Source organism: uncultured Friedmanniella sp. (genome assembly GCF_964244285.1).
Taxonomy (GTDB): Bacteria; Actinomycetota; Actinomycetes; order Propionibacteriales; family Propionibacteriaceae; genus Microlunatus.
Genome location: NZ_CAXTHT010000001.1, coordinates 619,119 through 644,534, shown reverse-complemented (window position 1 = coordinate 644,534; position 25,416 = coordinate 619,119). Strand labels below are relative to the sequence as shown.

Genomic DNA, 25,416 nt, shown 5'->3' with positions numbered 1-25,416 from the left:
GACCCACATGGCGCAGGCGACCCAGGCCGAGAAGCTGAGCGGCAGCCGCTACTCCGCCCAGGACGGCCTGCTGCTGGCCGTGGACGACCTCCACGTCGAGTTCCGCACCCACGAGGGAGTGGCGAAGGCCATCAACGGGGTCAACTTCGAGCTGCACGAGGGCGAGACGCTGGCCATCCTCGGCGAGTCCGGCTCGGGCAAGTCGGTGACGGCACAGGCGGTGATGGGCATCGTCGACTCCCCGCCCGGCTTCGTGACCGGCGGTGAGATCCGCTACTGCGGCCAGGACCTGCTGACCATGCCGGAGGAGCAGCGTCGTGGCATCCGGGGGCCGGAGATCTCGATGGTCTTCCAGGATGCCCTCAGCTCGCTGAACCCGGTGTTCACCGTGGGCTGGCAGATCGGGGAGATGTTCCGCATCCACCGCGGGATGAACAAGACCGACGCCCAGGAGCAGGCCGTCCGGCTGATGGAGCGGGTGTCGATCCCGGGCGCCCGGCAGCGGGTCAAGGCCTTCCCCCACCAGTTCTCCGGCGGGATGCGGCAGCGGATCATGATCGCCATGGCCATCGCGCTCGACCCGGCCGTGCTGATCGCCGACGAGCCCACCACCGCCCTCGACGTCACGGTGCAGGCCCAGATCATGGACCTGCTGTCGGAGCTGCAGGAGGAGCGCAAGATGGGGCTCATCCTGATCACCCACGACCTCGGCGTCGTCGCCGACGTCGCCGACCGGATCGCCGTCATGTACGCGGGCCGGATCGTCGAGCACGCCGACGTCTACGACCTCTACGCCCGGCCCGGCCACCCGTACTCCAAGGGTCTGCTCGAGTCGATCCCGCGGCTGGACCAGAAAGGGACCCAGCTCGCCGCCATCGGCGGGCTGCCCCCGAACCTGACGCGGATCCCGGCCGGCTGCTCGTTCAACCCGCGCTGCCGGTACGCGGCTGACGTCTGCCGGGTCGACCCGCCGCCGCCGCTGCGTGAGATCGGCCACCGCTGGCGCAGCGCCTGCCACTTCGCGGAAGAGGTACTGGCCGGCACGGCGGAGGTCACGAAGGGGACCCTCGACGGGGTCGTCCAGCCCGACCCGGCGGCTGACGAGCTGGAGCCCAGCGCCGGGGCGACGGCGATGCCGAACGAGGGGGACCGTCGATGAGCACGACCGGTGAGGTGATCCTCAAGGCCGAGGGTCTGGTCAAGCACTACCCCATCCGGGCCGGCGTGCTGCGCCGGACCGTGGGGCACGTCAAGGCCGTGGACGGGGTCTCGTTCGAGCTGCACCGGGGGGAGACCCTCGGCATCGTCGGGGAGTCCGGCTGCGGCAAGTCCTCGCTGGGCCGGTTGCTGATGCGGCTGGAGGAGCCGACGGCCGGCAACCTCACCTTCGACGGTGTCGACATGTACACCCAACGGGGCGCGGCGATGCGCCGGCTGCGTCGCGACATCCAGATCGTCTTCCAGGACCCGTACACCTCGCTCAACCCGCGCCGGACGGTCGGCGACATCATCGGCGAGCCGTTCGACATCCACCCCGACGTCGTGGTGCGGGGCAGCCGGCGGCGCAAGGTGCAGGAGCTGCTCGACCTGGTCGGGCTGAACCCCGAGCACATCAACCGCTACCCGCACCAGTTCTCCGGCGGCCAGCGGCAGCGGATCGGGATCGCCCGGGGCGTCGCCCTCAACCCCAAGGTGCTGATCTGCGACGAGCCGGTCTCGGCGCTGGACGTCAGCGTCCAGGCCCAGGTGGTGAACCTGCTGGAACGGCTGCAGGACGAGCTGGGACTGGCGTACGTTTTCATCGCCCACGACCTGTCGGTGGTCCGGCACATCTCCGACCGGGTCGGCGTGATGTACCTGGGCAACCTGGTGGAGATCGGCGACGAGGACCAGATCTACTCCCGGCCCACCCACCCGTACACCCAGGCGCTGCTCTCCGCGGTCCCGGTACCCGACCCGACGTTGCGGAGCAGCCGGCAGCAGATCAAGCTGACCGGCGACGTGCCCAGCCCGGCCAACCCGCCGTCGGGGTGCCGGTTCCACACCCGCTGCTTCAAGGCGGCCGAGAAGTGCAGTGTCGACGTGCCGCTGCTGGAGCCACGTCCAGACGGCGTCTCCGCGCACGACTCGGCCTGCCACTTCGCTGCCCCGATGTCGCTGGTCGGCAGCTAGGACATGGGTCGCTCGAGGCGCGGCTCCGCATAGGCTGGCGCGGTGACTTCGACCGCTACTGCGGACCGGCGGCTGATGCTGGTCCACGCCCACCCCGACGACGAGACGATCGGCAACGGCGTCACGATGGCCCGCTACGCCGCGGAGGGGGCGCTGGTCACGCTGGTGACCTGCACCCTGGGCGAGGAGGGCGAGGTCCTCGTCCCCGAGCTGGAGCACCTCGGCGCCGACCACGACGACCTCCTCGGCCCGCACCGGCTGGGCGAGCTGGAGCAGGCCATGGACGCGCTCGGGGTCACCGACTTCGTCCGGCTGGGCGGCGACTTCGGCTACCGCGACTCCGGGATGGCCTACGACGACAGGCGGCGGGCGATCGCCCGCGACGTGCTGCGGGACGGGATCTTCTGGACCGCCGACCTGACCGCCGCGTCGAACGAGCTGGTGGCGCTGATCCGCGACCGGCGCCCGCACGTCCTCCTCACCTACAACGAGATCGGCGGCTACGGCCACCCCGACCACGTGCAGGCGCACCGGGTGGCGATGTACGGCTACCTGCTGGCGGGTGTGCCCACGTACCGGCCCGACCTCGGCGAGGCGTGGTCGGTGCCGCGGGTGCTCTGGAACACGATGAGCCGCGAGCGGATGCGGCAGGGCATCGAGGCGCTGCGGGCCTCTGGTGACACCGAGACCTTCGCCGACTGGGACGTCGACAACCCGGACCTGCCGATGGTGTCCGCCGACGCCGACATCGCCGCTGAGATCAGCGGCGAGGAGTACGTGGAGGCCAAGCTCAAGGCGATGCGGGCCCACGCCACCCAGATCACCGAGGACGGCCCCTTCTTCGCCGCCGGCAAGGCGCTGGGGGACCAGATGTGGGGGCACGAGTACTACCGGTTCGTGGCCGGCGTCCCCTTCCCGGCCGCCGACGGCTGGGCCGACGACCTCTTCGCCGGCCTGGTCTGACCCTGTCCACCACGGTTCCCGCCCCAACCGCCCGACCGGACGGTCGACGCCGCCGGCGCGCGCTCCGCGCCGGTGCGGTCGTTCTCGGGGCGGTCGCCGCGCTCTACCTGCTCGGCCACCTGCTGGCGGGTCACAGGCTGCCGGCCGACGCCGCGGTGTCCGGGGTGGCCGTCGGGGGGCTCAGCCCCGCCGCGGCCCAGCAGCGGCTGACCGACCAGCTCGCTCCCAGGATCGACGCTCCGCACCCGGTGACGGCCGGTACGACCACGACCACGCTGGTTCCCGCCGACGCCGGGCTCGGCGTCGACTACGCCGCCAGCGTCCGGGCCGTGGGTGGCGGCTCCAGCTGGAGCCCGCGCCACATCGCGCTGGTCCTCCTCGGCGGCAGCGCGGCCACGGCGGCGGTGGCGACGGTCGACCAGCCCCGGCTGGACGCGGCGGTCCAGGGGGTGGCCACCCGGGTGGACCGGCGCCCGTCCGACGCCGGCCTGGCCCTGCGGGACGGGTCCTACCGGGTGACGAAGGGACGCACCGGCCTCGAGCTGCAGCAGCCCGCGGCGGCCGCGGCGCTGGTCGATGGCTGGCTGGGCGAGGCACCCGTGGCCCTGCCGGTCGCCGCGACCGACCCCGCGGTGACCACGGCCGAGGCCGAGCAGGTCCGGACGGCCGTCGCCCAGCCGGCGCTCAGCGGCCCCGTCCGGGTGCGGGCCGGGGACGCCGGCCGCTTCTCGGTGACCCCCGCCATGATCCGGACCGCCCTCACCTTCCCGGCCAAGGACGGCACCCTGGCCGCCTCCCTGGACGCCGACGCCCTGCGGAAGGCGGCCGAGCCGGCGTTGCGGACCGTCGTCTCCAGCCGTCCGCGCGACGCACGAGTCCGGCTGGTGGGCGGTGAGCCGAAAGTCGTGCCCGCCGTCGACGGCACCGAGGTCTCCGCCTCGGCCCTGGCCGCGGCGGTCGAGCCGGTGCTGACCAAAGACGGTTCCGAGCGGACCGCGACGGTGGAGCTGACGGGGGCGAAGGCCGCGTTCTCCACCGCCGACGCCAAGGCCCTGGGCATCACCGAGGTGACGGGTGAGTTCACCACCTACTTCCCGTACGCGGAGTACCGCAACGTCAACATCGGCCGCGCGGCCGAGCTGATCAACGGCACCGTCGTGCGGCCGGGCAAGACGTTCTCGTTGAACAAGGTGGTGGGCGAGCGGACCAGGGCGAACGGCTTCACCGAGGGCTTCATCATCTCCGGCGGCAAGTTCAAGCGGGAGCTCGGCGGCGGGGTGTCCCAGAGCGCGACCACGACCTACAACGCCATGTTCTTCGCTGGACTGACCGACATCGAGCATGAGCCGCACACCCTCTACATCGACCGCTACCCGCCCGGCCGCGAGGCCACCGTGGCCTGGCCGAACCTGGACATGGAGTTCGGAAACGACACCCGCTACGGCGTGCTCGTGGCGGCAGAGGTGACCAGGGCGACGCCCAGCCGACGCGGCTCGATCACCGTCACCATGTGGTCGACCAAGACCTGGGACAAGGTCACCTCGACGACGCCGCAGAAGTCGAACTTCACCACCGGTCGCGACCTCGTCGACGACTCCGCCTCGTGCGAGCCCCAGGTGCCGGCCCAGGGCTTCGACGTCAGCTACGCCCGGCTGTTCTACCGTGACGGCCAGGTCGCCAAGCGGCAGAACTTCTCCTGGCGCTACGGGCCCACCGACCGGATCCGCTGCGACTGAAATCGGTGTTGACACTTCCGAGGCGACTACGCCTCGGACGTGACAACGGTCCGGGCCGAGGCCGGGGCCAGGTAGCGGTACCGGTGGTGCAGGGTGAAGCCCATCCGCTCGTACGCGGACCGGGCGGCGCCGTTCGCGGTGGCCACCTGGAGGTAGGCGTACCGGGCGCCGCGGCGGGCGGCCCAGTGCCCGAGGACGGCCATCATCCGGCTCGCCCGGCCCTGCTGCCGGTGCTCGGGCCGCGTCCAGATCGCCGCGTAGCCCAGCCAGTCCCCGCTGAGGTGCCCCCGGGCGATGGCCTGCGGCGTGCCGTCGGGTCCCGGGACGCTGGCGAAGGCGCGCGGCGGGTGGCCGGCCAGGATGAGCCGCAGCAGGCCGGGGTCCGGTGCCCCTGACTGGTCGAGGGCGCCGGGCCGGCTCTCCCCGTAGGCGTGCCACCAGGCCACCTCGAGATCCTCGGTGAGCCGGACGCCCGGCGGGGGCGGGTCGCGGCCGAGCAGGTCGGCCAGCCGTAAGGCCAGCACGTCGGTGTCCACGTAGTCCTCGGCCCAACCGAGGGCCCGGAGCTCGGCCTCGGGCTCGCCACCCTGGACCACCTGGGCGCGGGCCGGGATGGCGTTGAGCGCCGCGTAGGCCTCGATCCGACGGGCGGCCTCGGCGACGGGCATCCCAGGATCGCCGACGGCGAGGCAGCTGTTGGCCCGGCCGGTGAAGCCGCCGCCGGAGCGCAACGTCCACTCCCCGAGCGGGTCGTGCAGGGCCAGCCAGCCGGGCAGCGCGAGCCGCTCCAGCTCCTCGGGGCTCACCCGGGCGACCGGGGGCCCGCCGGGCGCCACCGTGACGCGGCGGGCGGCCAGCACGTCGGCCCGTTCGACGACGACCCGATGGCCGTCACCGGCCGTGCTGAGGTGCAGGTGCGTGTCGGCCAGCAGGTCGACCCAGCCGACCGCGTCGGTGGCCGAGCCGTCCGGCAGCCGGTGCCGCACGACCCACCGCTCGCCCGGTCGCGCCGACCGGAGCCGGTCGTGGGGGTGCAGATTGCGCATCGTGGCCGTTTCTGAGGTATGCCTGCGTGGAGTGCGGTGTGCGCCGGAGGTGATACTAGGGCGAGCACCAACCGCCAGCCCGAACGAGGAGTCACCCGTGACGTACGTCATCGCCCAGCCCTGTGTGGATCTGAAGGACCGGGCGTGCGTCGAGGAGTGTCCGGTCGACTGCATCTACGAGGGCAAGCGGATGCTCTACATCCACCCCGACGAGTGCGTCGACTGCGGCGCCTGCGAGCCGGTCTGCCCGGTCGAGGCGATCTTCTACGAGGACGACACCCCCGAGGAGTGGAAGGAGTACTACAACGCGAACGTGGACTTCTTCACCGACCTCGGCTCGCCCGGCGGGGCGGCCAAGCTCGGCGTGATCGAGAAGGACCACGCGCTGATCGAGGCGCTGCCCCCGCAGGCGCAGCCCGAGTGACCTTCCCGGCGTCCTCGTCGTGAGGGTGTCCGCCGGACTGCCGGACTTTCCGTGGGACACGCTGGCGGGGGCCAAGGCCACCGCCGTCGCGCATCCCGACGGCGTCGTCGACCTGTCCATCGGGACGCCCGTGGACGCGACGCCCGCCCTCGGTCGGCAGGCGCTCGCGGCCGCGGCGGACAGTCCCGGCTACCCGACGGTCGCGGGCACTTCGGAGCTGCGGGCCGCGATCGCGACCTACCTGGACGATCGCTGGGCAGCCGGGGGCATCGCCCCTGACGCGACCCTGCCGGTGATCGGCACCAAGGAGCTGGTGGCCTGGCTGCCCACCCTGCTCGGGCTGGGGCCCGACGACCTGGTGGTGGTGCCGCGAACGGCCTACCCGACGTACCTGGTGGGCGCCCGAGTGGCCGGCTGCCGGACCGTCGCGGCCGACGACCTCACCGGGCTCGGCGACGAGCGGCCCGCTCTGGTCTGGCTCAACTCCCCCTCCAACCCGACCGGGCAGGTGCTGGCGGCCGAGGTGCTGGCCGAGCGGGTACGCGAGGCGCGTGCCCGGGGAGCCGTCGTGGCCTCCGACGAGTGCTACGGCGAGTTCGGCTGGGAGGCCGAGCCCGTGTCCGCGCTCGCCCCGCAGGTCAGTGGCGGGGACCACCGCGGCGTGCTGGCCCTGCACTCGTTGTCCAAGCGCTCCAACCTCGCCGGCTACCGCGCGGGCTTCGTGGCCGGCGACCCGGAGCTGGTCGCGGAGCTGCTCGCCGTCCGCAAGCACGTCGGGATGATCGTGCCCCGACCGGTGCAGGAGGCGATGCGGGTGCTGCTGGGGGACGACCTGCACGTCGCAGAGCAGCGCGGCCGCTACCTCGGCCGTCGGGCGGTGCTGCGGCCGGCCCTGGAGGCGGCCGGATTCCGGATCGACCACTCGCAAGGCTCGCTCTACCTCTGGGCCACTCGGGACGAGGACTGCCGGACGTCGGTGGACTTCCTGGCCGGCCTCGGCATCCTGGCCGCACCGGGGGACTTCTACGGGGCCGACGCCGCGCAGCACGTCCGGCTCGCCCTGACCGCGACGGACGAGCGGATCGCCGCCGCCGCTTCCCGGCTGGTCAGCAGCGGCGGTCGTGCGAGCGACCACACGCGCTGACCAGTCGGGGCAGAAGCGGGCTTCAGCGCAGGGTGACCCGGACCTCGCCGGCCGGCAACGCGGTGCGGTTGACCTCCCAGGCGGCCAGGGTGACGCCGTCGCTGGTCCAGGTGCGGTCACCGACGGTGACCGACGCGACACCGTAACGGGCGGCGTTGGCGACGGCATGATGTCCGTACGCCCACGCCCGCCGCGCCTTGCCGGCGTCGACGGTCACGGTGGCTCCCTCGCTCGTGTGGTCCACCGGACCGAGCGTCTTCTGCATCGAGGCGACCAGGGCGTCCGCGTTCCCGGGCTTGCCCTGCCGTTCGAGGCAGCTGAGCCCGCCGGGTGAGCTGCCGGTCAGGGCGCTGGCGAGCACCCGGCCGTCAGCCTCGTGGTCGCGGTAGGCGTCGGGGTACCCGCTGCGCTGCACCTTCTGCGCGACCTCGGTGATGTCGTCGCTCTCCCAGTTCTTGACCTTCACCAGAGCGTCGTAGAAGGCGTCCGTCGCGTAGTAGGGGTCACGCAGCTGCGTGACGGTGCCCCAGCCCTGGGACGGACGCTGCTGGAACAGCCCGACCGAGTCCCGGTCGCCGGCCGTCAGGTTGCGGATCCCCGACTCCTGGTAGACCGTGGCCATCGCGATCGAGGCGGCGCGGGGAACCAGGCCGCGCCGCACGGAGAGCCCGACGATGATCGAGGTCAGGTGCGCCTGCTCGAGGGTCAGGGTGACCGAGCGGTCCCCGGCCGTCGCGACGCAGCGCTGCTGGCCGGGCACCGGAGCGGTCACGCCGCGGTCCCGCAGCAGCGCAACGGTGGCGACGATGCCGCCGAGGACCAGCAGCAGCGCCAGCACCAGGCAGCCCAGCCCGCGGCGGGTGGCTCGGGTGGTCACCGGCTCAGTTGGCGTGCAGTGCGGCGTTCAGCTCGATCCCCACGCCCACCCGCCGGCGGACCTCGATGGTGCCGGTGAGGGAGTTCCGCAGGAACAGCAGGTTCGACTCACCGGACAGGGTGCGGGCCTTGACCACCTTGCCGCCGGGCAGCGTGACCTTGGTGCCGGCGGTCACGTAGAGGCCGGCCTCCACCACGCAGTCGTCCCCGAGGGCGATGCCGACGCCGGCGTTCGCCCCCACCAGGCAGCGCTCGCCGATCGAGATGACCTCGGTCCCGCCGCCGGACAGGGTGCCCATGATCGAGGCGCCGCCGCCGACGTCGGAGCTCGGGCCGACGACCACGCCGGCGGAGATGCGGCCCTCGACCATCGACGTGCCCAGCGTCCCCGCGTTGTAGTTGACGAAGCCCTCGTGCATCACCGTCGTGCCCTCGGCCAGGTGGGCGCCCAGCCGGACGCGGTCGGCGTCGGCGATCCGGACGCCGGCGGGCAGCACGTAGTCGACCATTCGCGGGAACTTGTCCACGCCGAAGACGGTGACGTGGCCCAGCCGCGCGCGTAGCCGGGCCCGGACGTCCTCGAAGCCCGCGACGGCGCACGGCCCTGCGTTCGTCCAGACGACGTTCGGCAGCTGTCCGAAGACACCGTCCAGGTTCAGGCTGCGGGGCGCGGCGAGCCGGTGGCTCAGCAGGTGCAGTCGCAGGTAGACGTCGGAGGTGCCCTCTGGCGGCGCGTCGAGGTCGATGACCACCCGGACGATCGCGGTGCGGACCGCGCGGTCGGCGTCGGTGCCGGCGGCGGCCTCGAGGGCGGCCGGCGGCTCCTGGCCGGGCGGCGGTCCGCCGAGCGCGGGGGAGGGGAACCAGGTGTCGAGCACGCCTGCGGTCTCGTGCACCGTGGCCAGGCCCCAGCCCCAGGCGGTACGGCTCTCGCGGCCCGAGTCGGTCGTCATGGGCCACGAGCGTACCGGTGACGGCGGGAGGGCCGGCCGGCCGACCGCTAGGGTGCCGGGGTGGCTGCTCCCCTTGATCTCGAAGGCGACGTCGTCGCCCTGTTGCGCGCACTGGTCGATGTCGAGTCGGTCAGCGGCAACGAACGGGCCGTGACCGACCTGGTCGAGCAGGCTCTGCGCCCGTACGCCCACCTGCAGGTCAGCCGGTACGGCAACGTCGTGGTCGCCCGGACCGAGCTGGGCCGAGACGAGCGCGTGGTCGTCGCCGGCCACCTGGACACCGTGCCGATCGCGGCCAACGTGCCCTCCCGTGTCACGGAGGAGGACGGCCGGACGCTGGTCTGGGGCCGTGGTGCCTGCGACATGAAGGGCGGCGTGGCCGTCCAGCTGGCGGCGGCGGCCGCGCTGACCGAGCCCCGGCACGACCTCACCTGGATCTTCTACGACGGCGAGGAGATCGAGGAGGACCACAACGGGTTGAAGGCACTTGCGGCCTCCCACCCTGAGCACCTGGACGCGGTGTTCGCGGTGCTGTGCGAGCCCACCAGCGCCCGGATCGAGGGGGGCTGCCAGGGGACGATGCGTGCCCTGGTCGAGCTGACCGGCGTCGCGGCGCACTCCGCCCGCGCGTGGAAGGGCCACAACGCCATCCACGACGCCGGCGCCGTGCTGCAGGTCTTGGCCGACCACACCCCGGCGGAGGTGCTGGTGGACGGGCTGACGTACCGCGAGGGCCTCAACGCCGTCCGGATCGGCGGCGGCATCGCGGGCAACGTCATCCCGGATCGGTGCGAGATCGAGGTCAACTACCGCTTCGCCCCCGACAAGTCGCCCGAGCAGGCCGAGGCGTACCTCCGTTCGGTGCTCGCCGGCTTTCCCGTCCAGATCACCGACGCCGCCGCCGGCGCCCGGCCGGGCCTGGACCAGCCGGCCGCGGCGGAGTTCCTGGCGGCCGTGGGCGGGGAGCCCAGCGCGAAGTTCGGCTGGACCGACGTCTCCCGCTTCAGCGCCCGCGGCGTGCCGGCCGTCAACTTTGGTCCCGGGGACCCCAACCTGGCCCACGCCGACGACGAACGGTGCCCGGCTGAGGAGGTCGTCGCCTGCCGCGACGCGCTGCTGCGCTGGCTCGGCTGAACGGTTGCCTAGGCTGGGCCGATGTCTGACCACCGCTACGTCCAGGGGCCTGTCGTCCGCGAGGGCGACCAGGTCCCGGACACCACGACCGACCAGCGCCTGCTCGACGGGCCGGGCTCGAACGAGTGGCTGCACAGCGACCCCTGGCGGGTGCTGCGGATCCAGGCGGAGTTCGTCGAGGGTTTCGGCACGATGTCGGAGCTGGGACCGGCGATCAGCGTCTTCGGCTCCGCCCGCACCAAGCCGGACGACCCCTTCTACGCCGCCGCCGAGCTGATCGGACGCCGGCTGGCCGAGGCCGGCCGGGCGGTGATCACCGGCGGCGGCCCCGGGATCATGGAGGCGGCCAACCGGGGCGCGTCGGGGGCAGGCGGGGTCTCGGTCGGTCTCGGGATCGAGCTGCCGATGGAGTCCGGGCTCAATCCCTACGTCAACCTCGGGATCAACTTCCGCTACTTCTTCGTCCGCAAGACGATGTTCGTCAAGTACGCCCAAGGGTTCGTGGTGATGCCGGGCGGCTTCGGCACGCTGGACGAGCTGTTCGAGTCCCTCACGCTGGTGCAGACGCGCAAGGTCACGTCATTCCCGGTCGTGCTCTTCGGTCGCGCGTACTGGCAGGGCCTGCTGGACTGGCTGAGCGGGTCGGCGCTGAGTGAGGGCACGATCTCACCGCGCGACCTGGACCTCGTCCACCTCACCGACGACGTCGACGAGGCGATCGAGCTGGTCCTGGGCTCGGCCTGAGCACAGCGAGTAGGGATCTGCCGCGTACTCGCGGCAGATCATTACTCCCTCTTCGGCCTCTGGCACGATCGGGGGATGGAATGGTTTATCGCGGCAGCCGCGATCGTGGCTCTGGGGGTCGCGGCGATGGCGGCGGCCGGAGGCGGAGGCGGCATGAGCAGGGAACCGGTTTACGACGTCTACCGCCAGCAACTGCCGGACCGCCCGCTCACCGCGGACGACATCCAGCAGGCCCGGTTCGGCGTCGCCCTCCGCGGCTACGCGATGGGCCAGGTGGACGACCTGCTGGAGCGGCTCGGTCGGGAGATCGCCGAACGGGACGCCCGGATCGCCGCGCTCACGGGTGAGAGCAGCGCGCCGGCGGAGCCACCGGCGCTGGACCAGGACCCGGAGCCGGTGCGTCCGTGAGCACCCGCCTCGAGGTCGCTGCCACGACCGAGGCCGACCTCGACCGCTCCTGGGAGGTGCTCGTCGACTGGGCCGGCCAGTCCCGCTGGATCCCCCTGACCACCGTGGACGTGGCCCAGGGCGACGGGCGCGGCGTGGGCAGCCGGCTGGTGGCGCTCTCGGGCTTCTGGCTGGGTCGGGTCCCGGTGGGGCTGCTCGACCGGTTCGTGGTCACGGGCTGGTCGCCACCCCGCGAGGGCGAGGCCGAGCTGGAGGTGCTGCACCTCGGCCCGTACTTCACCGGCGAGGGCGTCTTCCACCTGCACGACCTCGGCGACCGGACGGAGGTCCGCGCGACGGAGGTGTTCACCGTGCCCGGGGGACCGCCGACCAACGTGCCGGCCCGCTGGCTGCTGCCGCTGATGCGGGTGGCCTTCGGTTCCAGCCTGCGCCAGTTCGCGGCCGTCGCCGAGGGACGGGGTCGCTCGTGAGCGTGCTGCCGGGGGCCGACGGCCGGCTCCGCTGCTCCTGGGCGCTCGGGGCGCCGGAGTACGTCGACTACCACGACCTGGAGTGGGGTCGGCCGGTGCGCACCGTGACGGGCCTGTACGAGCGGATGACCCTGGAGGCGTTCCAGTCCGGACTGGCCTGGATCACCATCCTGCGCAAGCGCGAGGGCTTCCGGGCCGCCTTCGCCGGCTTCGACCCCGAGCGGGTGGCCGCGTTCGGCGAGGACGACGTGGCCCGGCTGATGGCCGACGCCGGCATCGTCCGGAACCGGGCCAAGATCGAGGCCGCCATCAGCAACGCCCGGGTCGTGGCCGAGCTGGGACCGGCGTACGCGGAGCTGATCTGGTCCCACGCCACGCCGGACCGGCCGCGGCCCACCGCCGAGGACGTACGGCCCACCACGCCCGAGTCGGTCGCCCTGGCCAAGGCCCTGAAGGGGGCGGGCATCCGCTTCTTCGGCCCGACCACCGCGTACGCCCTGATGCAGGCCTGCGGACTGGTGGACGACCACCTCGTCGGCTGCTTCGTCGCTCCCCACCCCGACTTGTCAGAACCTGGTTGCCCTATGGGCCAACTGGGTTCTGACAAGTCGGCTACAGCGAGGATCAGCGGCCCGTGAACTCCGGCGGACGCTTGGCCAGGAACGCTTCCACGGCGGAGCGGTGGTCGGCCGAGGCGCCCGTCCGCCGCATCTGCTCGGCCTCGAAGCCGAGCGCGGCGGCCAGCGGTACGCCTGCCGCGTAGCCGACCGCCTGCCGGATCGCCCCGTACGCCAGGCTCGGGCCGGTGGCCAGCGCCCGGGCCCGCTCGGCCACCCGGGCGGCGAACTCCTCGTCCGGCACCACCTCGGTGGCGAGGCCCAGCCCCAGGGCCTCCGCGGCGGACACCGTCCGGCCGCTCAGCAGCAGCTCCAGCGCCCGGCCGGCACCGACCAGCCGGGGGAGCGTCCAGGAGCAGCCGGTGTCGCAGGAGAGCCCGACGCCGGCGAACGCCAGGGTGAAGCTGGCGGACGCGGCCAGCACCCGGACGTCGGCGAGGAAGGCCAGCGAGGCGCCCGCCCCGGCCGCGACGCCGTTGACCGCAGCGAGCACCGGCTTGTCCATCGTGTGCAGGACGAGAGCGATCGGGTTGTACTGCTCGGGCACGGTCCGCCACACGGCCTCCGCCGAGGAGTGCAGCAGGCCCTCGACGTGCTCGCGCAGGTCCTGGCCGGCGCAGAAGGCGCGCCCGGTCCCGGTGAGCACGACACAGCGGACGCCGTCGTCCGCGGCGAGCTCGCGCAGACCGGCCAGCAGCGCGGTCTTGGTCGCGTCGTCCAGGGCGTTGAGGGCCTTCGGCCGGGTGAAGGTGACGGTGCCGACAGCGTCGGTCACCTCGATCCGCAGGCCCGCCGTCGTCATGGCTGCGACTGTAACCGGCGCCGCTCCCCGAAATCCGGACCCACCTGTTCGGCCCCGGTGCAGGCGCGGGTTTCGCCAGTACGGAATAATTGTCCTAAACGCCGGAAGACGACAGACAAGGATGGACGATGGCTGCAATGAAGCCGCGGACTGGTGACGGCCCCATGGAGGTCACGAAAGAAGGCCGGGGAATCGTCATGCGCGTGCCGTTGGAAGGCGGCGGACGGCTGGTCGTCGAGCTGAACGCGGCCGAAGCCGCCGAGCTGGCCGGCGCTCTCAAGGCTGTCGTCGGCTAGGTCTCCGCCCGACCCGTACGTCGAGAGCCCCGCTGCACCTCACGCGCAGCGGGGCTCTCGCCGTTCCTCAGCCTGCGGAAGGGGTCGGCACCTACCCGTGGACTCGGATGGCCTCGCGGTAGACGTCGACGGTCTCGGCGGCGATCTTGGCCCAGCTGAACTCGTCGATGCAGCGCTGCCGGCCGGCGAGGCCGAAAGCCGCGGCCCGGTCGCGGTCGGCGGTCAGGGAGTTGATGCGCTCGGCGAGGGTGGACTCGAAGGCGGCCACCGCCCCGGGGTCGCCGGCGGCGGCGGGGTCGTAGGGCACCAGGTAGCCGGTCTCGCCGTCGACCACGACCTCGGGGATCCCGCCGACGGCCGAGGCCACGACGGCGGTCTCGCACGCCATGGCCTCGAGGTTGACGATCCCGAGCGGCTCGTAGACCGACGGGCAGGCGAACACCGTGGCGTGGCTGAGCACCTGGCGCACCGAGGCACGGGGCAGCATCTCCTGGACCCAGATCACGTTGCCGCGCGCGGTCTTGAGGTGGGCGAAGGCGTCGTCGAACTCGGCGGCGATCTCCGGGGTGTCCGGGGCGCCGGCCAGCAGCACGAGCTGGGTGTCGGCGTCCAGCTGCTCGGCGGCGCGGACGAGGTGGACCAGCCCCTTCTGCCGGGTGATCCGGCCGACGAAGACCACCGAGGGCCGGTCGAGGTCCATGCCCAGACCGGTGACGACGTCGGTGCCGAGGTCGGGAGAGAACTCCTCGGTGTCGATGCCGTTCTTGACCACGTGCACCTTGGCCGGGTCGAGGTCGGTGTAGGACTCCAGGACCCCGGTGCGCATCCCGTTGCTGACCGCGATGACGGCGTCGGCACCCTCGAACGCGGTCCGCTCGGCCCAGGAGGACAGCTGGTAGCCCCCACCCAGCTGCTCGGCCTTCCAGGGACGGTGCGGCTCCAGGGAGTGCGCGCTGACCACGTGCGGGATGCCGTGGAGGAGCCCCGCCAGGTGCCCGGCCAGGTTCGCGTACCAGGTGTGGGAGTGCACGAGGTCGACGTCGGGTACCGCGGCGGCCATCGACAGGTCGGCGCCGAAGACGCGCAGAGCCGCGTTGGCGCCTGGCGGGTAGGTCTCGGCGTGCGCCGTCGCGCCCTCGCGGGGCTCGCCCATGCACTGCACGTCGACGTCGATCAGGCGTCGCAGCTGCGGCACCAGCTGGGCCACGTGGACGCCGGCGCCGCCGTAGATCGAGGGCGGGTACTCGCGGGTGAGCAACGAGATGGACAGCCGGGCGTCGTTGGCGGTCGTCATGTCCGGCATGCTCCCACAGCGCGGCCGTCCGCGGCACGGGACGGTCGACCCCCCCTTGTCCCCCTGACGGCCCACACCCTAGGTTTCTGGGTATGGCAGCGCGACCGAAGGTGCTCTCGATTGTCCTGGCTGGTGGCGAGGGGAAGCGGCTGATGCCGCTGACCATGGACCGGGCCAAGCCTGCTGTCCCCTTCGGTGGCACGTACCGGCTGATCGACTACGTGCTGTCCAACCTGGTCAACGCGGAGATGCGGCAGATCGCGGTGCTCACGCAGTACAAGTCGCACTCCCTCGACCGGCACATCTCGCTGACCTGGCGGATGTCGACCATGCTCGGCAACTTCGTCACCCCGGTGCCGGCCCAGCAGCGGCTCGGCCCGCACTGGTACCAGGGCAGCGCGGACGCCATCTACCAGTCGCTGAACCTGATCCTGGACGACGAGCCGGACTACGTCGTGGTCTTCGGCGCCGACAACATCTACCGGATGGACGTCAAGCAGATGCTGGACGCCCACATCGAGGGCGGTCGGGCCTGCACCGTGGCGGCCATCCGGGTGCCGCGCAGCCAGGCGAGCGCGTTCGGGGTGATCGACGCCGGTCCCGACAACAAGATCGAGCAGTTCCTGGAGAAGCCGGCCGACCCGCCCGGCCTGGTCGACGACCCGAACTCCTCCTTCGCGTCCATGGGCAACTACATCTTCACCACCAAGGCGCTGATCGAGGCGCTGACCAGCGACGCCGAGCTGGACGGCTCCCGCCACGACATGGGGGGCGACATCATCCCCAGCTTCGTTGGCAGCGGTGACGCCCAGGTCTATGACTTCAGCAGCAACGAGGTCCCCGGCAGCAGCGACCGCGACCGGGCCTACTGGCGCGACGTCGGGACGATCGACGCCTACCACGAGGCCCACATGGACCTGGTCTCGATCGACCCGGTCTTCAACCTCTACAACCTGGACTGGCCGATCTGGACCTACCCGGTGCAGATGCCGGGGGCGAAGTTCACCCTGCGCGGGCTCTCCCTCGACTCCATCGTCAGCCCCGGCTGCATCATCTCCGGCGGTTCCATCGAGACCTCGGTGCTGTCACCGAACGTCCGGGTGGCCGAGAACTCCAAGGTCAGCCGCTCGGTCATGCTGTCGAACGTCCGGGTCGGCAAGAACGCCGAGATCCGCAACGCCATCCTGGACAAGAACGTCGTCGTCCCCGACGGCGGCAAGGTCGGCGTGAACAAGGCCGACGACCTCGCCCGCGGCTTCACGATCTCCGACACCGGCATCACCGTCGTCGGCAAGGGCGTGAAGGTCCTCCCCGTCTAGCCCGTCCACCGGCTCACCGGACTCGACGGTCGGTCTCGGCTCGTCGGCCCCGGCTCGGGCCGGTTCAGCCGCCCGCCGCTGCCAGCTTCCCCGGGTTGCGAAGCAGCAGCACTGTCGCGACGAGGCCGCCGTCGAGGACGAGCACGAAGACGCTGTCGAGCAGCCGGGATCCGTCGGGCGCCGTCTGGTAGAGGCCGACGGCCGGCTGGCCGTTCACCTCCAGCGCGTCTGGGGTGAGTGCCGTCGCTTCGGCCTGGCCGAGGACGCCGACGGCGAACCGCAGGACCTTGTCGCGGCCCTGGATCGGGCGCAGCGCCGCCCGGCGCACCCCGCCGCCGTCGCTGACCAGGACCACGTCCGGCGCGAGGAGCTGCACGAGGTCGCCGATCGACCCGTCCCGGGTGGCGCGCAGGAAGCGGGACGTGACCTCGGCGTGGGTGGAGGGGTCCACCGGGTGCCGCGGTGCCCGCTCGCGCAGCCGCACCTTGGCCCGGTGGACGAGCTGGCGGACGCCGGCCTCGGTCCGCTCGAGGCTGTCCGCCACCTCGGGGTATCCGACATCGAAGACCTCGTGCAGCACGAAGGCCGCCCGCTCGGCGGGGGTGAGGCTCTCCAGCAGGACCAGCATCGCGTAGGAGACCGACTCGGCGACCTCGACGTCGTGCTCCACTCCCACCCGGTCGAGGTCGACGACCGGTTCGGGCAGCCAGGGGCCGACGTAGTCCTCCCGCTGCCGGGTCAGCTGGCGGGCCCGGTTGAGCGCCAGCCGGGTGCCGATCCGGACGAGGTAGGCCCGGGGGTCCCCGATGGTGCCCGGATCGACGTCGGACCACCGCAGCCAGGTCTCCTGGGCGACGTCCTCGGCGTCGCTCAGGCTGCCGAGCACGCGGTACGCCGCGCCGACCACCGCTCCCCGGTGTGCTCCGAACAGGGCGGCCGCCCGGCCCTCCGGTTCCACGGTCCGGGCCGGGTCGGTCAAGCCGGGGTCCGCTCGGGCAGGTCGCACTGGTCGCGGAAGCCCTGGCCGGTCAGGCCCATCGCCGCGTTCGTGCGGGACCGCCAGTTCTCCAGGGCCACCAGAGCGGTCAGCTCGACGACCTGGGCGTGGTCGAACCAGGTGCCCAGGGCGGCCACCAGCTCGTCGGTCACCTGCGGTGGCGTCGCGGTCATCGCCTCGGCGTAGCCGAGCACGCAGCGCTCGCGTTCGGTGAAGGTCCCCGGAGCGGCGTCGCGCCAGTGCGGGGTGGCCGTGAGCTTGGCGGCAGGCACCCCCTCGTGCCGGGACTGCCAGTAGCCGAAGTCCAGGCACCACTCGCAGCCGATGGCCGCCGCCGCGGCGAGAGTGGCGAGACCCCGGACGGTCGGGTCGAGGGTGTTCCAGCGGGCGGCGCTGGTCTCCGTGCGCATCAGCGTGGTCAGGACGCGCCGGTTGTGCATCGCGACGAGCCCAGGCTGGAGGACGGCTCCGTAGCGCCGGCGGCTCCAGGCCTCGATCGCCCGGATGACCAGGGTCCGACGGTGCTGCAGCGGGACCCGGGCCTGCTGCTGGACGGCGATCGGACGGGTGGTGGCAGACATGGCTCCTACTTCCTCACGGCTCGGTCGTGCCGTTCACTGCGAGGACACCGGCGAGCCGCGGTTTGTGACAGCCGCCGCGTCCAGCCTCTTCGGTGCCTGCTCAGCCCTTGACGGCCACCAGCAGACCGTCGCCGACGGGAAGCAGTGAGGTGACGAGGTCCTCGTCGTCGCGGACCAGCTCGAGGGCCGCGCGCACCGACTCGGTCTCCTCGTCGGTCTGGGCGGGGTCGGCGATCCGGTCGTGCAGCAGCGCGTGGTGCACCACGAGGACACCGCCGTGCCGCAGCAGCCGGATGCCCTGCTCGACGTACTCGGGGTACTCCATCAGGTCCCCGTCGACCAGCACCAGGTCGTACGCGCCGTCGCTGAGCCGGGGCAGGACGCTGAGAGCGGCGCCGGTGATCAGCCGGAAGCGCTGGGTGGGGATGCCGACGGAGACGAAGGCGCGACGGGCCGACTGCTGCGGCCCGGGCTCGACGTCGACGCTGGTCAGGATGCCGTCGGGCTGCATCCCGGCGAAGAGCGCCAGCCCGGACACGCCCGCCCCGGTGCCGATCTCGACCACGGCCTTGGCCGCGATGGCCCGGGCCAGGAAGGTCAGCACGTCGGCCGGGCCGCGGCCGACAGCGCTCACCCCGAGCGGGGTACCGCTCTCGCGGGCCGCGGCGGCTGCCTCGCTCTCGGGGACGAACTCCTCGGCGTAGGCCCAGCTGGGCGGCTTCGGGGCGGTCTTGGGGGAGGTCCTGGCGGGCGCGGTCACGGGGGCGAGCATAGCGAAGCGGGGCCGCGCCACCCCTACGATGTCGTCATGAGCCATACCGTCGTCGCCGAGCTCGTGGCTGCCGTCCTGCGGGTCGAGGTCGCGGTGGGGCAGCGGGTCGCGGCGGAGGACCCGGTCGTGCTGCTGGAGTCGATGAAGATGGAGATCCCGGTGCTCGCCGAGGTGGCGGGCACGGTGGCCGAGGTGGTCGTCGAGGTCGGGGACGTGGTCAACGACGGCGACCCGCTGGTAGTCATCGAGCCGGCCAAGACCTGACCTCCCGCCAGCCGCTGCGCCGGTAGACTCCAGGCCATGACTGCACCGCCGTTCGGTCGTCTGCTGACCGCCATGGTCACCCCGTTCACCCCCGACGGCGACGTCGACCTCGACCGGGCCGCCGAGCTGGCCAGCTACCTGGTCGACGAGCAGCAGCACGACGGCCTGGTCGTCAACGGCACCGGTGGTGAGTCGCCCACCACCAGCGACACGGAGAAGGCCGACCTGCTGCGGGTGGTGCTGGACACGGTCGGCGACCGGGCCGCGGTCGTCGCCGGCGTCGGCACCTTCGACACTGCCCACACCTGCGAGCTCGCAGCCGAGGCGGCCAAGCTCGGCGTCGCGGGCCTGCTCGTCGTCACGCCCTACTACTCCAAGCCACCGCAGACGGGCCTGCTCGCCCACTTCCGTACGGTGGCCGACGCCACCGACATCCCCGTGATGCTCTACGACATCCCGCACCGCTCCGGCGTGCCGATCGCCACCGACACCATGCTGCGGCTGGCCGAGCACCCCCACATCGTGGCGGTGAAGGACGCCAAGAGTGACCTCGCCGCGTCGGCGCGGGTCACCGCCGAGACCGACCTCGCCTACTACTGCGGAGACGACGCCCTCACCCTGCCGCTGCTCGCGATCGGGGCGGTGGGCGTGGTCGGCACCTCCACCCACTTCGTCGGGCCGCCGACCAAGGAGCTGATCGAGGCCTACCTGACCGGTGACGTCGGCCGGGCGCTGGCGCTGCACCGGCGGCTGCTGCCCCTGTACACCGGTATCTTCGCGACCTCGGGAGCGATCCTGGTCAAGGCGGGTCTCGACCTGCTGGGCCGCCCGGTCGGCGGCCTGCGGCTGCCCCTGGTACCGGCCACCCCGACCGAGCGGGCCGCTCTGGCCACGTGCCTGACGGCGGTCGGGCTGCCGGTTCCCGGCTGAGGGGAACGCGGCGCGGCTCCGGGCCGTTGTGCCGACGAGGAGGCAGGACGCATGCACAGGTGGTTGACAGGTTCGGGCCAGCGCCCTGCCAGCGTCATCGCCCACGCTGGCTATGGCGCGACATCTGTCCCGGGTCGCGCCGACCCCGAGGAGAGCGACCTGATGGCGACGACGCAGCAGTGGCCTGCACCGGACCCGACGCACTGGCAGCCCCCGGTCGACGCTCCGCCGATCAGTGAAGCCGCGGCCCCTGATCCCGACGTCGAGGCGTGGGTGCCGCCCAGCTGGGAAGAGATCGTGCGCGACCACAGCGCCAGGGTGTACCGCCTGGCGTACCGGCTGACCGGCAACGCCCACGACGCCGAGGACCTGACCCAGGACGTGTTCATCCGGGTGTTCCGGTCCCTGCACCGCTTCCAGCCGGGCACCTTCGAGGGCTGGCTGCACCGGATCACCACCAACCTCTTTCTCGACGGCGCGCGCCGGCGGCAGAAGATCCGCTTCGACGGGCTGGGCGAGGGCGCCGAGGAGCGGCTGCGGAGCGCGTGGCCGACCCCCTCGGAGCAGCTGGCCGACGCGGACCTGGACCACGACGTGGCTGCGGCGCTGGCCGCCCTGACCCCGGAGTTCCGGGCCGCGGTGGTGCTGTGCGACATCGAGGGCCTGAGCTATGAGGAGATCAGCTCCGTGCTCGACATCAAGATCGGGACGGTCCGCAGCCGCATCCACCGCGGTCGGGCCCAGCTGCGGACGGCGCTGGCCCACCGGCGGCCGACCGGGGACCGGGCACGGTACCTCGGCGTGGCGGTCGAGCCGGGGGAGATCCGGCGGTCCCGCGTCACGCGGGAGCGGGTGCGGTGAGTCGCAGCCGCTCACCCCGGAGCGGCTCCTGTGCTGATCTCGCCGAGGAGCGTTCCGCCCTCGTCGACGGCGCACTCGACCTCACGCGTCGGGAGCTGCTGCTGTCGCACCTGGTCCACTGCCCGTCCTGCCGCTCCGACGTGGCCGACCTGCGCCGGCTGCGGGACGCCCTGCGAAGCCCGGCTGGCGCCGAGGCGCCCAGCGAGCTGGCCCAGCGCCTGGTCTCCATCGCCGGTACCGAGGCGGCGGTCCCGCTGTGGAGCCGGCCGTTCCGGCGGACCCGACCGGGCTCCCTGACCAGCCGCCGCCGCACCCAGCGGCTCCGACGGACCGCCGCAGCCGTGGCGGCCGGAGCGACCGTCGTCTCCGTGGCGGTGGTCGGCTACGTCTCGGCCCCGCCCGCCGCCCTGGCCGAGGTAGCCGACCCGGGAGCGGAGGCGCGGACCGAGTTCAGTGCCGTCCTGGCCCAGTTCCCCCTGGCGGGCGACGCGGTGAGCGCGGTGATGTCGGCCCGGACGGCGACGCTCGGCAGTGCCCCCGCCAGCGGCGGCGCCGCTCTGGCGGCCGGCTTCCCGAAGGCGGGCGGTAGCCGTGCCCTCTCCGCGGCCGAGACCCGTCAGACGATGGAACGAGCCGCCGCCGTGGCCGACACGGTCGGCTACACCGGGCGGCAGTCCTTCCTCGCCAGCTCGGCCGGCCACCCCGTCAGCGCGACCGTCGAGATCCAGTCCGTCGCCGGTCAGGGCACCTGGTCGCGGGTGCTCGACGCGGCCGGTCAGCTGGTCAGCCAGGGCTTCACCCGGCAGGTCTCGACCGCCCGGGTGGCGGACTCCGACCTGGTGGACCTGCTGGAGGACAACTACACCCTGCGTGCCTGGGCGGGGGCCCGAGCCGCCCAGCGGTCCGCGACCATGGTCGAGGCCCGCCGGCAGGGCCGGATCGCGGCCCGGTGGTGGGTCGACGACGCCAGCGGGCTCGTGCTCGCCCAGCAGAGCTTCGACGCGCAGGGCCGACCGGCGCTGCAGGTGGCCTTCACCTCACTGCAGCTGCTCGGCGCGCGCGGCGTGCCGGTGGTGCGGCCCGCCCAGCTGGCGCTGCTGCCGCCGACCGACACGGTGCTCACCCTCGCCGCCGTTCCCGAGCTCGACCGCAGCGGCTGGCTCTGCCCGACCACGCTGGACCGGCTCAGCCTGGTCCGGCTGCGGAGCAGCTCGGGCACCCCGACCGCCCTGCACCTGGTCTACAGCGATGGCCTGCAGACGGTCAGCGTCTTCGAGCAGCGCGGACGGCTGAGTGAGGCCCCGAGCGGCTCCACCTGGGACGCGACCCTCGGCGCCTACGTGCAGCGCGGCACCTCGAGCGTGGCCAGCTGGCAGTCCGGCGGCACCGTGGTCACCGTGGTCACCGACGGGTCGGCCGACCTGCTGGCCGCAGCGGTCGCGTCATTGCCCCACGAGCCGGCGCCCCGGCCAACTACGATGGACAAGATTCGAGCGGGTTGGGGACGGATTCTCGCCGACGTGACGGGCTAGCGGCCGTGGAGGGATGGGTAGCTTGACGTCGTCCGACGAGGGCCGGGACGGTCCTGCCCACGGTGACCGCTACTACGGCCCCTTCGGTCCGCCCGAGGACGACTCCTCCTACACCCCCCGGGGTCCCGGGTTCGACGCCACCCCGCCCGCCTGGACCCCCGCCGCCCCGCTGCCCGAACCGCCGTACGGCTCCGGTGTACCGGTCGCGGCCACTGCGCTGCCCGGACCGGGCCGACGCGGTCCGCGGGCGGCGGCCGTCGTCGCGGTCGCCGCGCTGACCGCCCTGGTGGTCGGCGGTACCGCCGGCTACGGAGGGGCGCGGCTGGCCGAGCAGTCCGCGGCGGCGCCGTCCGTGGCGCCTCCCGCCCGCACCACCGCGGCCCCGGCCAGCGACTCACCGACCCCGGAGCCGTCCGTCTCCGCCAGCCCGCTGCCGCCGGCACCCACCCAGGCGAACACGGTCGAGATCGCCAAGCGGGTCGTGCCCGCCACGGTGATGATCCAGGTGGGCAACGGCACCGGCTCGGGCTTCGTCCTGGACGGGGCCGGCCGGATCATGACCAACAACCACGTCGTGGCCGCGGCCGCTGACGGCAGCAAGATCCGGGTCGTCCTCGCGAACGGGAAGCGCCGGACGGCCACGCTGCTGGGCCGCAGCCCCTCCTACGACCTGGCCGTGATCAAGGTCGACCCGAGCGGGCTCACGGCTCTGCCGGTCGGCCGCTCGGCCAGTGTCCAGGTGGGTCAGCCGGTGATCGCGGTCGGCGCGCCGCTGGGCCTGCCCGGCACCGTCACCCAGGGCATCGTCAGCGCGAAGGACCGTCCGGTCGTGGTGAACGCCAGCTCGGCCGCGGACGCCCCCACCGCCTACATCAACGCCATCCAGACCGACGCCCCGATCAACCCGGGCAACTCCGGCGGCCCGTTGGTGGACGCCGGCGGGCGGGTGATCGGGGTCAACTCGGCGATCCTCACCCTCGGACAGAGCGAGGGCCAGACGGGCAACATCGGCCTGGGCTTCGCGATCCCGATCGACCAGGCCACCTCGATCGGCCGGCAGCTGATCGCCCGGGGCAAGGCCCGCTACCCGGTGATCGGCGCGACCGTCGCCGACGGCTCGGGGTCGGGGGTCCAGCTCGAGACGGTCGAGACCGGCGGCCCCGCGGCCACCGCAGGACTGCGGTCGGGCGACGTGATCAGCGCGATCGACGGCCAGGCCGTGACCACGATGGAGGAGCTGATCGTCACCGTCCGCACCCACCAGCCCAAGGACGTCGTGACGCTCACGTACTCCCGCGGCACGTCCCGCCGCTCGGCCCAGGTCACCCTGGGCAGCAAGGAGGGCTGACGTGAACCTAGGATCGTCCCCGATGCTGATGACGCCCCTGCTGCTCGACGTCAACGCGCCCGAGTTCCTGCTGCTCCTGGTCCTCGCGATCATCCTCTTCGGACCCGAGCGGCTGCCCGACCTGGCCCGAAAGGCCGCCCGGATCGTCCAGTACGTGCGCACCCTCGCCGGGAACGCGCAGGACCAGCTCAGCAAGGAGCTCGGTCCGGGTTTCGAGAACCTGGACTTCCGCGACCTCAACCCGAAGGCCTTCGTCCAGAAGCACCTGCTGGACGAGGTTCAGCCGATCGTCGCCGACGTCAAGGCCGAGCTGACCGATGTGTCGACCACCGTCACCGGCGCCGCCGGCGACATCAGTGCCGCCATCGAGGGCGCCCGGGACGGCGACCCGGTCACCGCGGCCGTCTCGTCGGAGCCGCGGACGCCGTTCGACCCCGACGCGACCTGAGCGCAGATCTTGTGTCGAGAAGTCGTTGGACGACGAACGACTCCTCAGCACAAGGTCCGCCGATCGCCTATCGACCGGCGGGGGCGAGGCCGAGCTGGCGGCCAACGAGGTTGCGTCCGCGCCGGTCCAGACCGTCGGCCAGGGCCTGCAGCGCGCGGGCGGCGGGCAGGCCCGGCGCCCCGCTGACCACGGGGACGCCCTCGTCTCCGCCCGCCCGCAGCTGCGGGTCCAGCGGCACCTGCGCCAGCAAGGGGACCGGGTAGCCCAGCCGGGTGGTCAGGGTGTCGGCGGTGTCCTGGCCGCCGCCGCTGCCGAAGACCTCGTGCCGCTGCTCCTCGCCGCAGTGCGGGCAGGTGGCGGCGAGGTAGGACATGTTCTCCACCACCCCGATCACCCGCTGGTTCATCATCGAGGCCATCGTGCCGGCGCGCTCGGCGACCTCGGCGGCCGCGGCCTGCGGGGTGGTCACCACCAGCACCTCCGCGTTCGGCAGCTTCTGGCCCAGGGAGATGGCCACATCACCGGTCCCGGGCGGCAGGTCGAGCAGCAGGTAGTCCAGGTCGCCCCAGTAGACGTCGGCCAGCATCTGGGTCAGCGCCCGGTCGAGGATCGGTCCGCGCCAGGCGATCACCTGGTCGCGCCGCGGCTTCAGCATGCCGATGGACATCACCTTCAGACCCAGCGTCGGCACCGGCAGGATCATGTCCTCGACCGAGGTGGGACGGGCGTCGGCGATGCCGAGCATCGCCGGGACGGAGTGGCCGTAGATATCGGCGTCGAGCACCCCGACGCTGCGGCCGGCTGCGGCGAGCGCGAGAGCCAGGTTCACCGTCACCGAGGACTTGCCGACCCCGCCCTTGCCCGAGGCGACCGCGATCACCGTGGTCAGCGTGTCCGGCCGGGCGAACGGGATCTCGCGGTCGGGCTGGCCGCCCTTGAGCTGCTCGCGGAGGGCGACGCGCTGCTCGTCGCTCATCACGCCGAGGTCGACGCGCACCGCCGTCACGCCCGCCACCGACGAGACCGCCGCGGTGACCTCGCGGGTCAGCGTGTCCCTCATCGGGCAGCCGGAGACCGTGAGCAGCACCTCGATCCGGGCCCGGCCCTCCGCGTCCACCTCGACGGCGTTGACCATCTTCAGCTCGGTGATCGGCCGCTTGATCTCGGGGTCGTCGACGCGAGCCAGGGCGGCGTTGATCGAGGGCAGCAGGGGGTGGTCGAGAACAGCGGCGGACATGCCCCCAAGCCTAGGTGAGGCGCACCAGCGGGCTGACTTCGTTCGTCG

28 protein-coding genes are annotated in these 25,416 nt (G+C 72.7%); 19 read left to right on the top strand and 9 right to left on the bottom strand.

Annotation, left to right across the window (positions count from 1 at the left end; genetic code table 11):
- Nucleotides 1-7 precede the first annotated feature (7 nt).
- The 4 genes from ACFE7W_RS03050 (at nt 8) to ACFE7W_RS03035 (ending at nt 4,871) form a co-directional block, all read left to right on the top strand.
- The gene (locus ACFE7W_RS03050) at nt 8-1,159 is read left to right on the top strand and encodes an ABC transporter ATP-binding protein (RefSeq protein WP_375423288.1); all 1,152 of its coding nucleotides are present in this window, start codon (nt 8-10) and stop codon (nt 1,157-1,159) included.
- Nucleotides 1,156-2,172 carry an ABC transporter ATP-binding protein gene (locus tag ACFE7W_RS03045; protein WP_375423287.1) on the top strand — a complete coding sequence of 339 codons (1,017 nt, stop codon included), beginning with the start codon at nt 1,156-1,158 and terminating at the stop codon, nt 2,170-2,172. Before ACFE7W_RS03050 ends, ACFE7W_RS03045 begins: the two co-directional genes overlap by 4 nt.
- Nucleotides 2,173-2,214: 42 nt before the next feature.
- Nucleotides 2,215-3,135 (top strand): N-acetyl-1-D-myo-inositol-2-amino-2-deoxy-alpha-D-glucopyranoside deacetylase, encoded by a 921-nt coding sequence (gene mshB / locus ACFE7W_RS03040; protein ID WP_375423286.1) that lies wholly within the window; start codon nt 2,215-2,217, stop codon nt 3,133-3,135.
- Nucleotides 3,136-3,299: 164 nt separating this feature from the next.
- Entirely contained in the window at nt 3,300-4,871 is a 1,572-nt protein-coding gene (locus ACFE7W_RS03035) for a VanW family protein (protein ID WP_375423285.1), read from the top strand.
- 26 nt (nt 4,872-4,897) lie between these two features.
- On the opposite strand, the gene ACFE7W_RS03030 is transcribed toward ACFE7W_RS03035, so the two are convergent.
- Complete coding sequence (locus tag ACFE7W_RS03030; RefSeq protein WP_375423284.1) at nt 4,898-5,917, bottom strand: GNAT family N-acetyltransferase; 1,020 nt, start codon at nt 5,915-5,917, stop codon at nt 4,898-4,900.
- A gap of 97 nt (nt 5,918-6,014) precedes the next feature.
- Here ACFE7W_RS03030 and fdxA point away from each other — a divergent pair, with 97 nt between their 5' ends.
- Nucleotides 6,015-6,341: a ferredoxin gene (fdxA, locus tag ACFE7W_RS03025; protein WP_375423283.1), complete on the top strand. Its 327-nt coding sequence runs from the start codon at nt 6,015-6,017 to the stop codon at nt 6,339-6,341.
- 19 nt (nt 6,342-6,360) lie between these two features.
- Nucleotides 6,361-7,485 carry a succinyldiaminopimelate transaminase gene (gene dapC, locus ACFE7W_RS03020; RefSeq protein WP_375423282.1) on the top strand — a complete coding sequence of 375 codons (1,125 nt, stop codon included), beginning with the start codon at nt 6,361-6,363 and terminating at the stop codon, nt 7,483-7,485.
- Between the two features lie 22 nt (nt 7,486-7,507).
- Here dapC and ACFE7W_RS03015 read toward each other — a convergent pair whose 3' ends face one another.
- A complete protein-coding gene (locus tag ACFE7W_RS03015) occupies nt 7,508-8,362 on the bottom strand; it encodes a hypothetical protein (protein WP_375423281.1) in 855 nt (284 codons plus the stop codon).
- Nucleotides 8,363-8,366: 4 nt separating this feature from the next.
- Entirely contained in the window at nt 8,367-9,314 is a 948-nt protein-coding gene (gene dapD / locus ACFE7W_RS03010) for a 2,3,4,5-tetrahydropyridine-2,6-dicarboxylate N-succinyltransferase (RefSeq protein WP_375423280.1), read from the bottom strand.
- A gap of 60 nt (nt 9,315-9,374) precedes the next feature.
- On the opposite strand from dapD, the gene dapE reads away from it, so the two are divergent.
- From dapE to ACFE7W_RS02985, 5 genes are all read left to right on the top strand, one after another.
- A complete protein-coding gene (gene dapE / locus ACFE7W_RS03005; RefSeq protein ID WP_375423279.1) occupies nt 9,375-10,448 on the top strand; it encodes a succinyl-diaminopimelate desuccinylase in 1,074 nt (357 codons plus the stop codon).
- A gap of 21 nt (nt 10,449-10,469) precedes the next feature.
- Complete coding sequence (locus tag ACFE7W_RS03000) at nt 10,470-11,192, top strand: TIGR00730 family Rossman fold protein (RefSeq protein WP_375423278.1); 723 nt, start codon at nt 10,470-10,472, stop codon at nt 11,190-11,192.
- A gap of 75 nt (nt 11,193-11,267) precedes the next feature.
- Nucleotides 11,268-11,600: a DivIVA domain-containing protein gene (locus ACFE7W_RS02995; RefSeq protein WP_375423277.1), complete on the top strand. Its 333-nt coding sequence runs from the start codon at nt 11,268-11,270 to the stop codon at nt 11,598-11,600.
- A complete protein-coding gene (locus ACFE7W_RS02990) occupies nt 11,597-12,070 on the top strand; it encodes an SRPBCC family protein (protein WP_375423276.1) in 474 nt (157 codons plus the stop codon). Before ACFE7W_RS02995 ends, ACFE7W_RS02990 begins: the two co-directional genes overlap by 4 nt.
- Nucleotides 12,067-12,708, top strand: coding sequence for a DNA-3-methyladenine glycosylase I (locus ACFE7W_RS02985; RefSeq protein WP_375423275.1), 642 nt, complete (start codon nt 12,067-12,069; stop codon nt 12,706-12,708). The genes ACFE7W_RS02990 and ACFE7W_RS02985 overlap by 4 nt, the downstream gene beginning before the upstream one ends.
- Here the strand turns inward: ACFE7W_RS02985 and ACFE7W_RS02980 are convergent.
- On the bottom strand, nt 12,695-13,489 hold the full coding sequence (locus tag ACFE7W_RS02980; protein WP_375423274.1) for an enoyl-CoA hydratase/isomerase family protein: 795 nt from the start codon (nt 13,487-13,489) through the stop codon (nt 12,695-12,697). The two genes, ACFE7W_RS02985 and ACFE7W_RS02980, sit on opposite strands and share 14 nt — an antisense overlap.
- Before the next feature lie 128 nt (nt 13,490-13,617).
- On the opposite strand from ACFE7W_RS02980, the gene ACFE7W_RS02975 reads away from it, so the two are divergent.
- A complete protein-coding gene (locus ACFE7W_RS02975) occupies nt 13,618-13,785 on the top strand; it encodes a DUF3117 domain-containing protein (RefSeq protein ID WP_375423273.1) in 168 nt (55 codons plus the stop codon).
- A gap of 91 nt (nt 13,786-13,876) precedes the next feature.
- On the opposite strand, the gene glgA is transcribed toward ACFE7W_RS02975, so the two are convergent.
- Entirely contained in the window at nt 13,877-15,055 is a 1,179-nt protein-coding gene (glgA, locus tag ACFE7W_RS02970) for a glycogen synthase (protein ID WP_375423534.1), read from the bottom strand.
- 116 nt (nt 15,056-15,171) lie between these two features.
- On the opposite strand from glgA, the gene glgC reads away from it, so the two are divergent.
- Nucleotides 15,172-16,398 (top strand): glucose-1-phosphate adenylyltransferase, encoded by a 1,227-nt coding sequence (gene glgC, locus ACFE7W_RS02965; RefSeq protein ID WP_375423272.1) that lies wholly within the window; start codon nt 15,172-15,174, stop codon nt 16,396-16,398.
- A gap of 64 nt (nt 16,399-16,462) precedes the next feature.
- Here the strand turns inward: glgC and sigJ are convergent, their stop codons facing one another.
- The 3 genes from sigJ to ACFE7W_RS02950 form a co-directional block, all read right to left on the bottom strand.
- The gene (sigJ, locus tag ACFE7W_RS02960; protein WP_375423271.1) at nt 16,463-17,377 is read right to left on the bottom strand and encodes an RNA polymerase sigma factor SigJ; all 915 of its coding nucleotides are present in this window, start codon (nt 17,375-17,377) and stop codon (nt 16,463-16,465) included.
- Nucleotides 17,374-17,976, bottom strand: coding sequence for a carboxymuconolactone decarboxylase family protein (locus ACFE7W_RS02955; protein WP_375423270.1), 603 nt, complete (start codon nt 17,974-17,976; stop codon nt 17,374-17,376). The genes sigJ and ACFE7W_RS02955 overlap by 4 nt, the downstream gene beginning before the upstream one ends.
- 100 nt (nt 17,977-18,076) lie before the next feature.
- On the bottom strand, nt 18,077-18,736 hold the full coding sequence (locus ACFE7W_RS02950; protein WP_375423269.1) for an O-methyltransferase: 660 nt from the start codon (nt 18,734-18,736) through the stop codon (nt 18,077-18,079).
- Between the two features lie 48 nt (nt 18,737-18,784).
- On the opposite strand from ACFE7W_RS02950, the gene ACFE7W_RS02945 reads away from it, so the two are divergent.
- The 6 genes from ACFE7W_RS02945 to ACFE7W_RS02920 all read left to right on the top strand — a co-directional run bounded on the left by ACFE7W_RS02945 (nt 18,785) and on the right by ACFE7W_RS02920 (nt 24,131).
- The gene (locus ACFE7W_RS02945; RefSeq protein WP_375423268.1) at nt 18,785-19,012 is read left to right on the top strand and encodes a biotin/lipoyl-binding carrier protein; all 228 of its coding nucleotides are present in this window, start codon (nt 18,785-18,787) and stop codon (nt 19,010-19,012) included.
- 36 nt (nt 19,013-19,048) lie between these two features.
- The gene (gene dapA / locus ACFE7W_RS02940) at nt 19,049-19,942 is read left to right on the top strand and encodes a 4-hydroxy-tetrahydrodipicolinate synthase (protein ID WP_375423267.1); all 894 of its coding nucleotides are present in this window, start codon (nt 19,049-19,051) and stop codon (nt 19,940-19,942) included.
- A gap of 162 nt (nt 19,943-20,104) precedes the next feature.
- The gene (gene sigE / locus ACFE7W_RS02935; protein ID WP_375423266.1) at nt 20,105-20,803 is read left to right on the top strand and encodes an RNA polymerase sigma factor SigE; all 699 of its coding nucleotides are present in this window, start codon (nt 20,105-20,107) and stop codon (nt 20,801-20,803) included.
- Complete coding sequence (locus ACFE7W_RS02930) at nt 20,800-22,335, top strand: sigma-E factor regulatory protein RseB domain-containing protein (protein ID WP_375423265.1); 1,536 nt, start codon at nt 20,800-20,802, stop codon at nt 22,333-22,335. The genes sigE and ACFE7W_RS02930 overlap by 4 nt, the downstream gene beginning before the upstream one ends.
- Before the next feature lie 22 nt (nt 22,336-22,357).
- Nucleotides 22,358-23,683, top strand: coding sequence for a trypsin-like peptidase domain-containing protein (locus tag ACFE7W_RS02925; protein WP_375423264.1), 1,326 nt, complete (start codon nt 22,358-22,360; stop codon nt 23,681-23,683).
- 22 nt (nt 23,684-23,705) lie between these two features.
- Nucleotides 23,706-24,131: a sec-independent translocase gene (locus ACFE7W_RS02920; protein ID WP_375423263.1), complete on the top strand. Its 426-nt coding sequence runs from the start codon at nt 23,706-23,708 to the stop codon at nt 24,129-24,131.
- A 67-nt stretch (nt 24,132-24,198) separates the two neighbouring features.
- On the opposite strand, the gene ACFE7W_RS02915 is transcribed toward ACFE7W_RS02920, so the two are convergent.
- Nucleotides 24,199-25,368 (bottom strand): Mrp/NBP35 family ATP-binding protein, encoded by a 1,170-nt coding sequence (locus ACFE7W_RS02915; RefSeq protein WP_375423262.1) that lies wholly within the window; start codon nt 25,366-25,368, stop codon nt 24,199-24,201.
- Nucleotides 25,369-25,416: the final 48 nt, after the last annotated feature.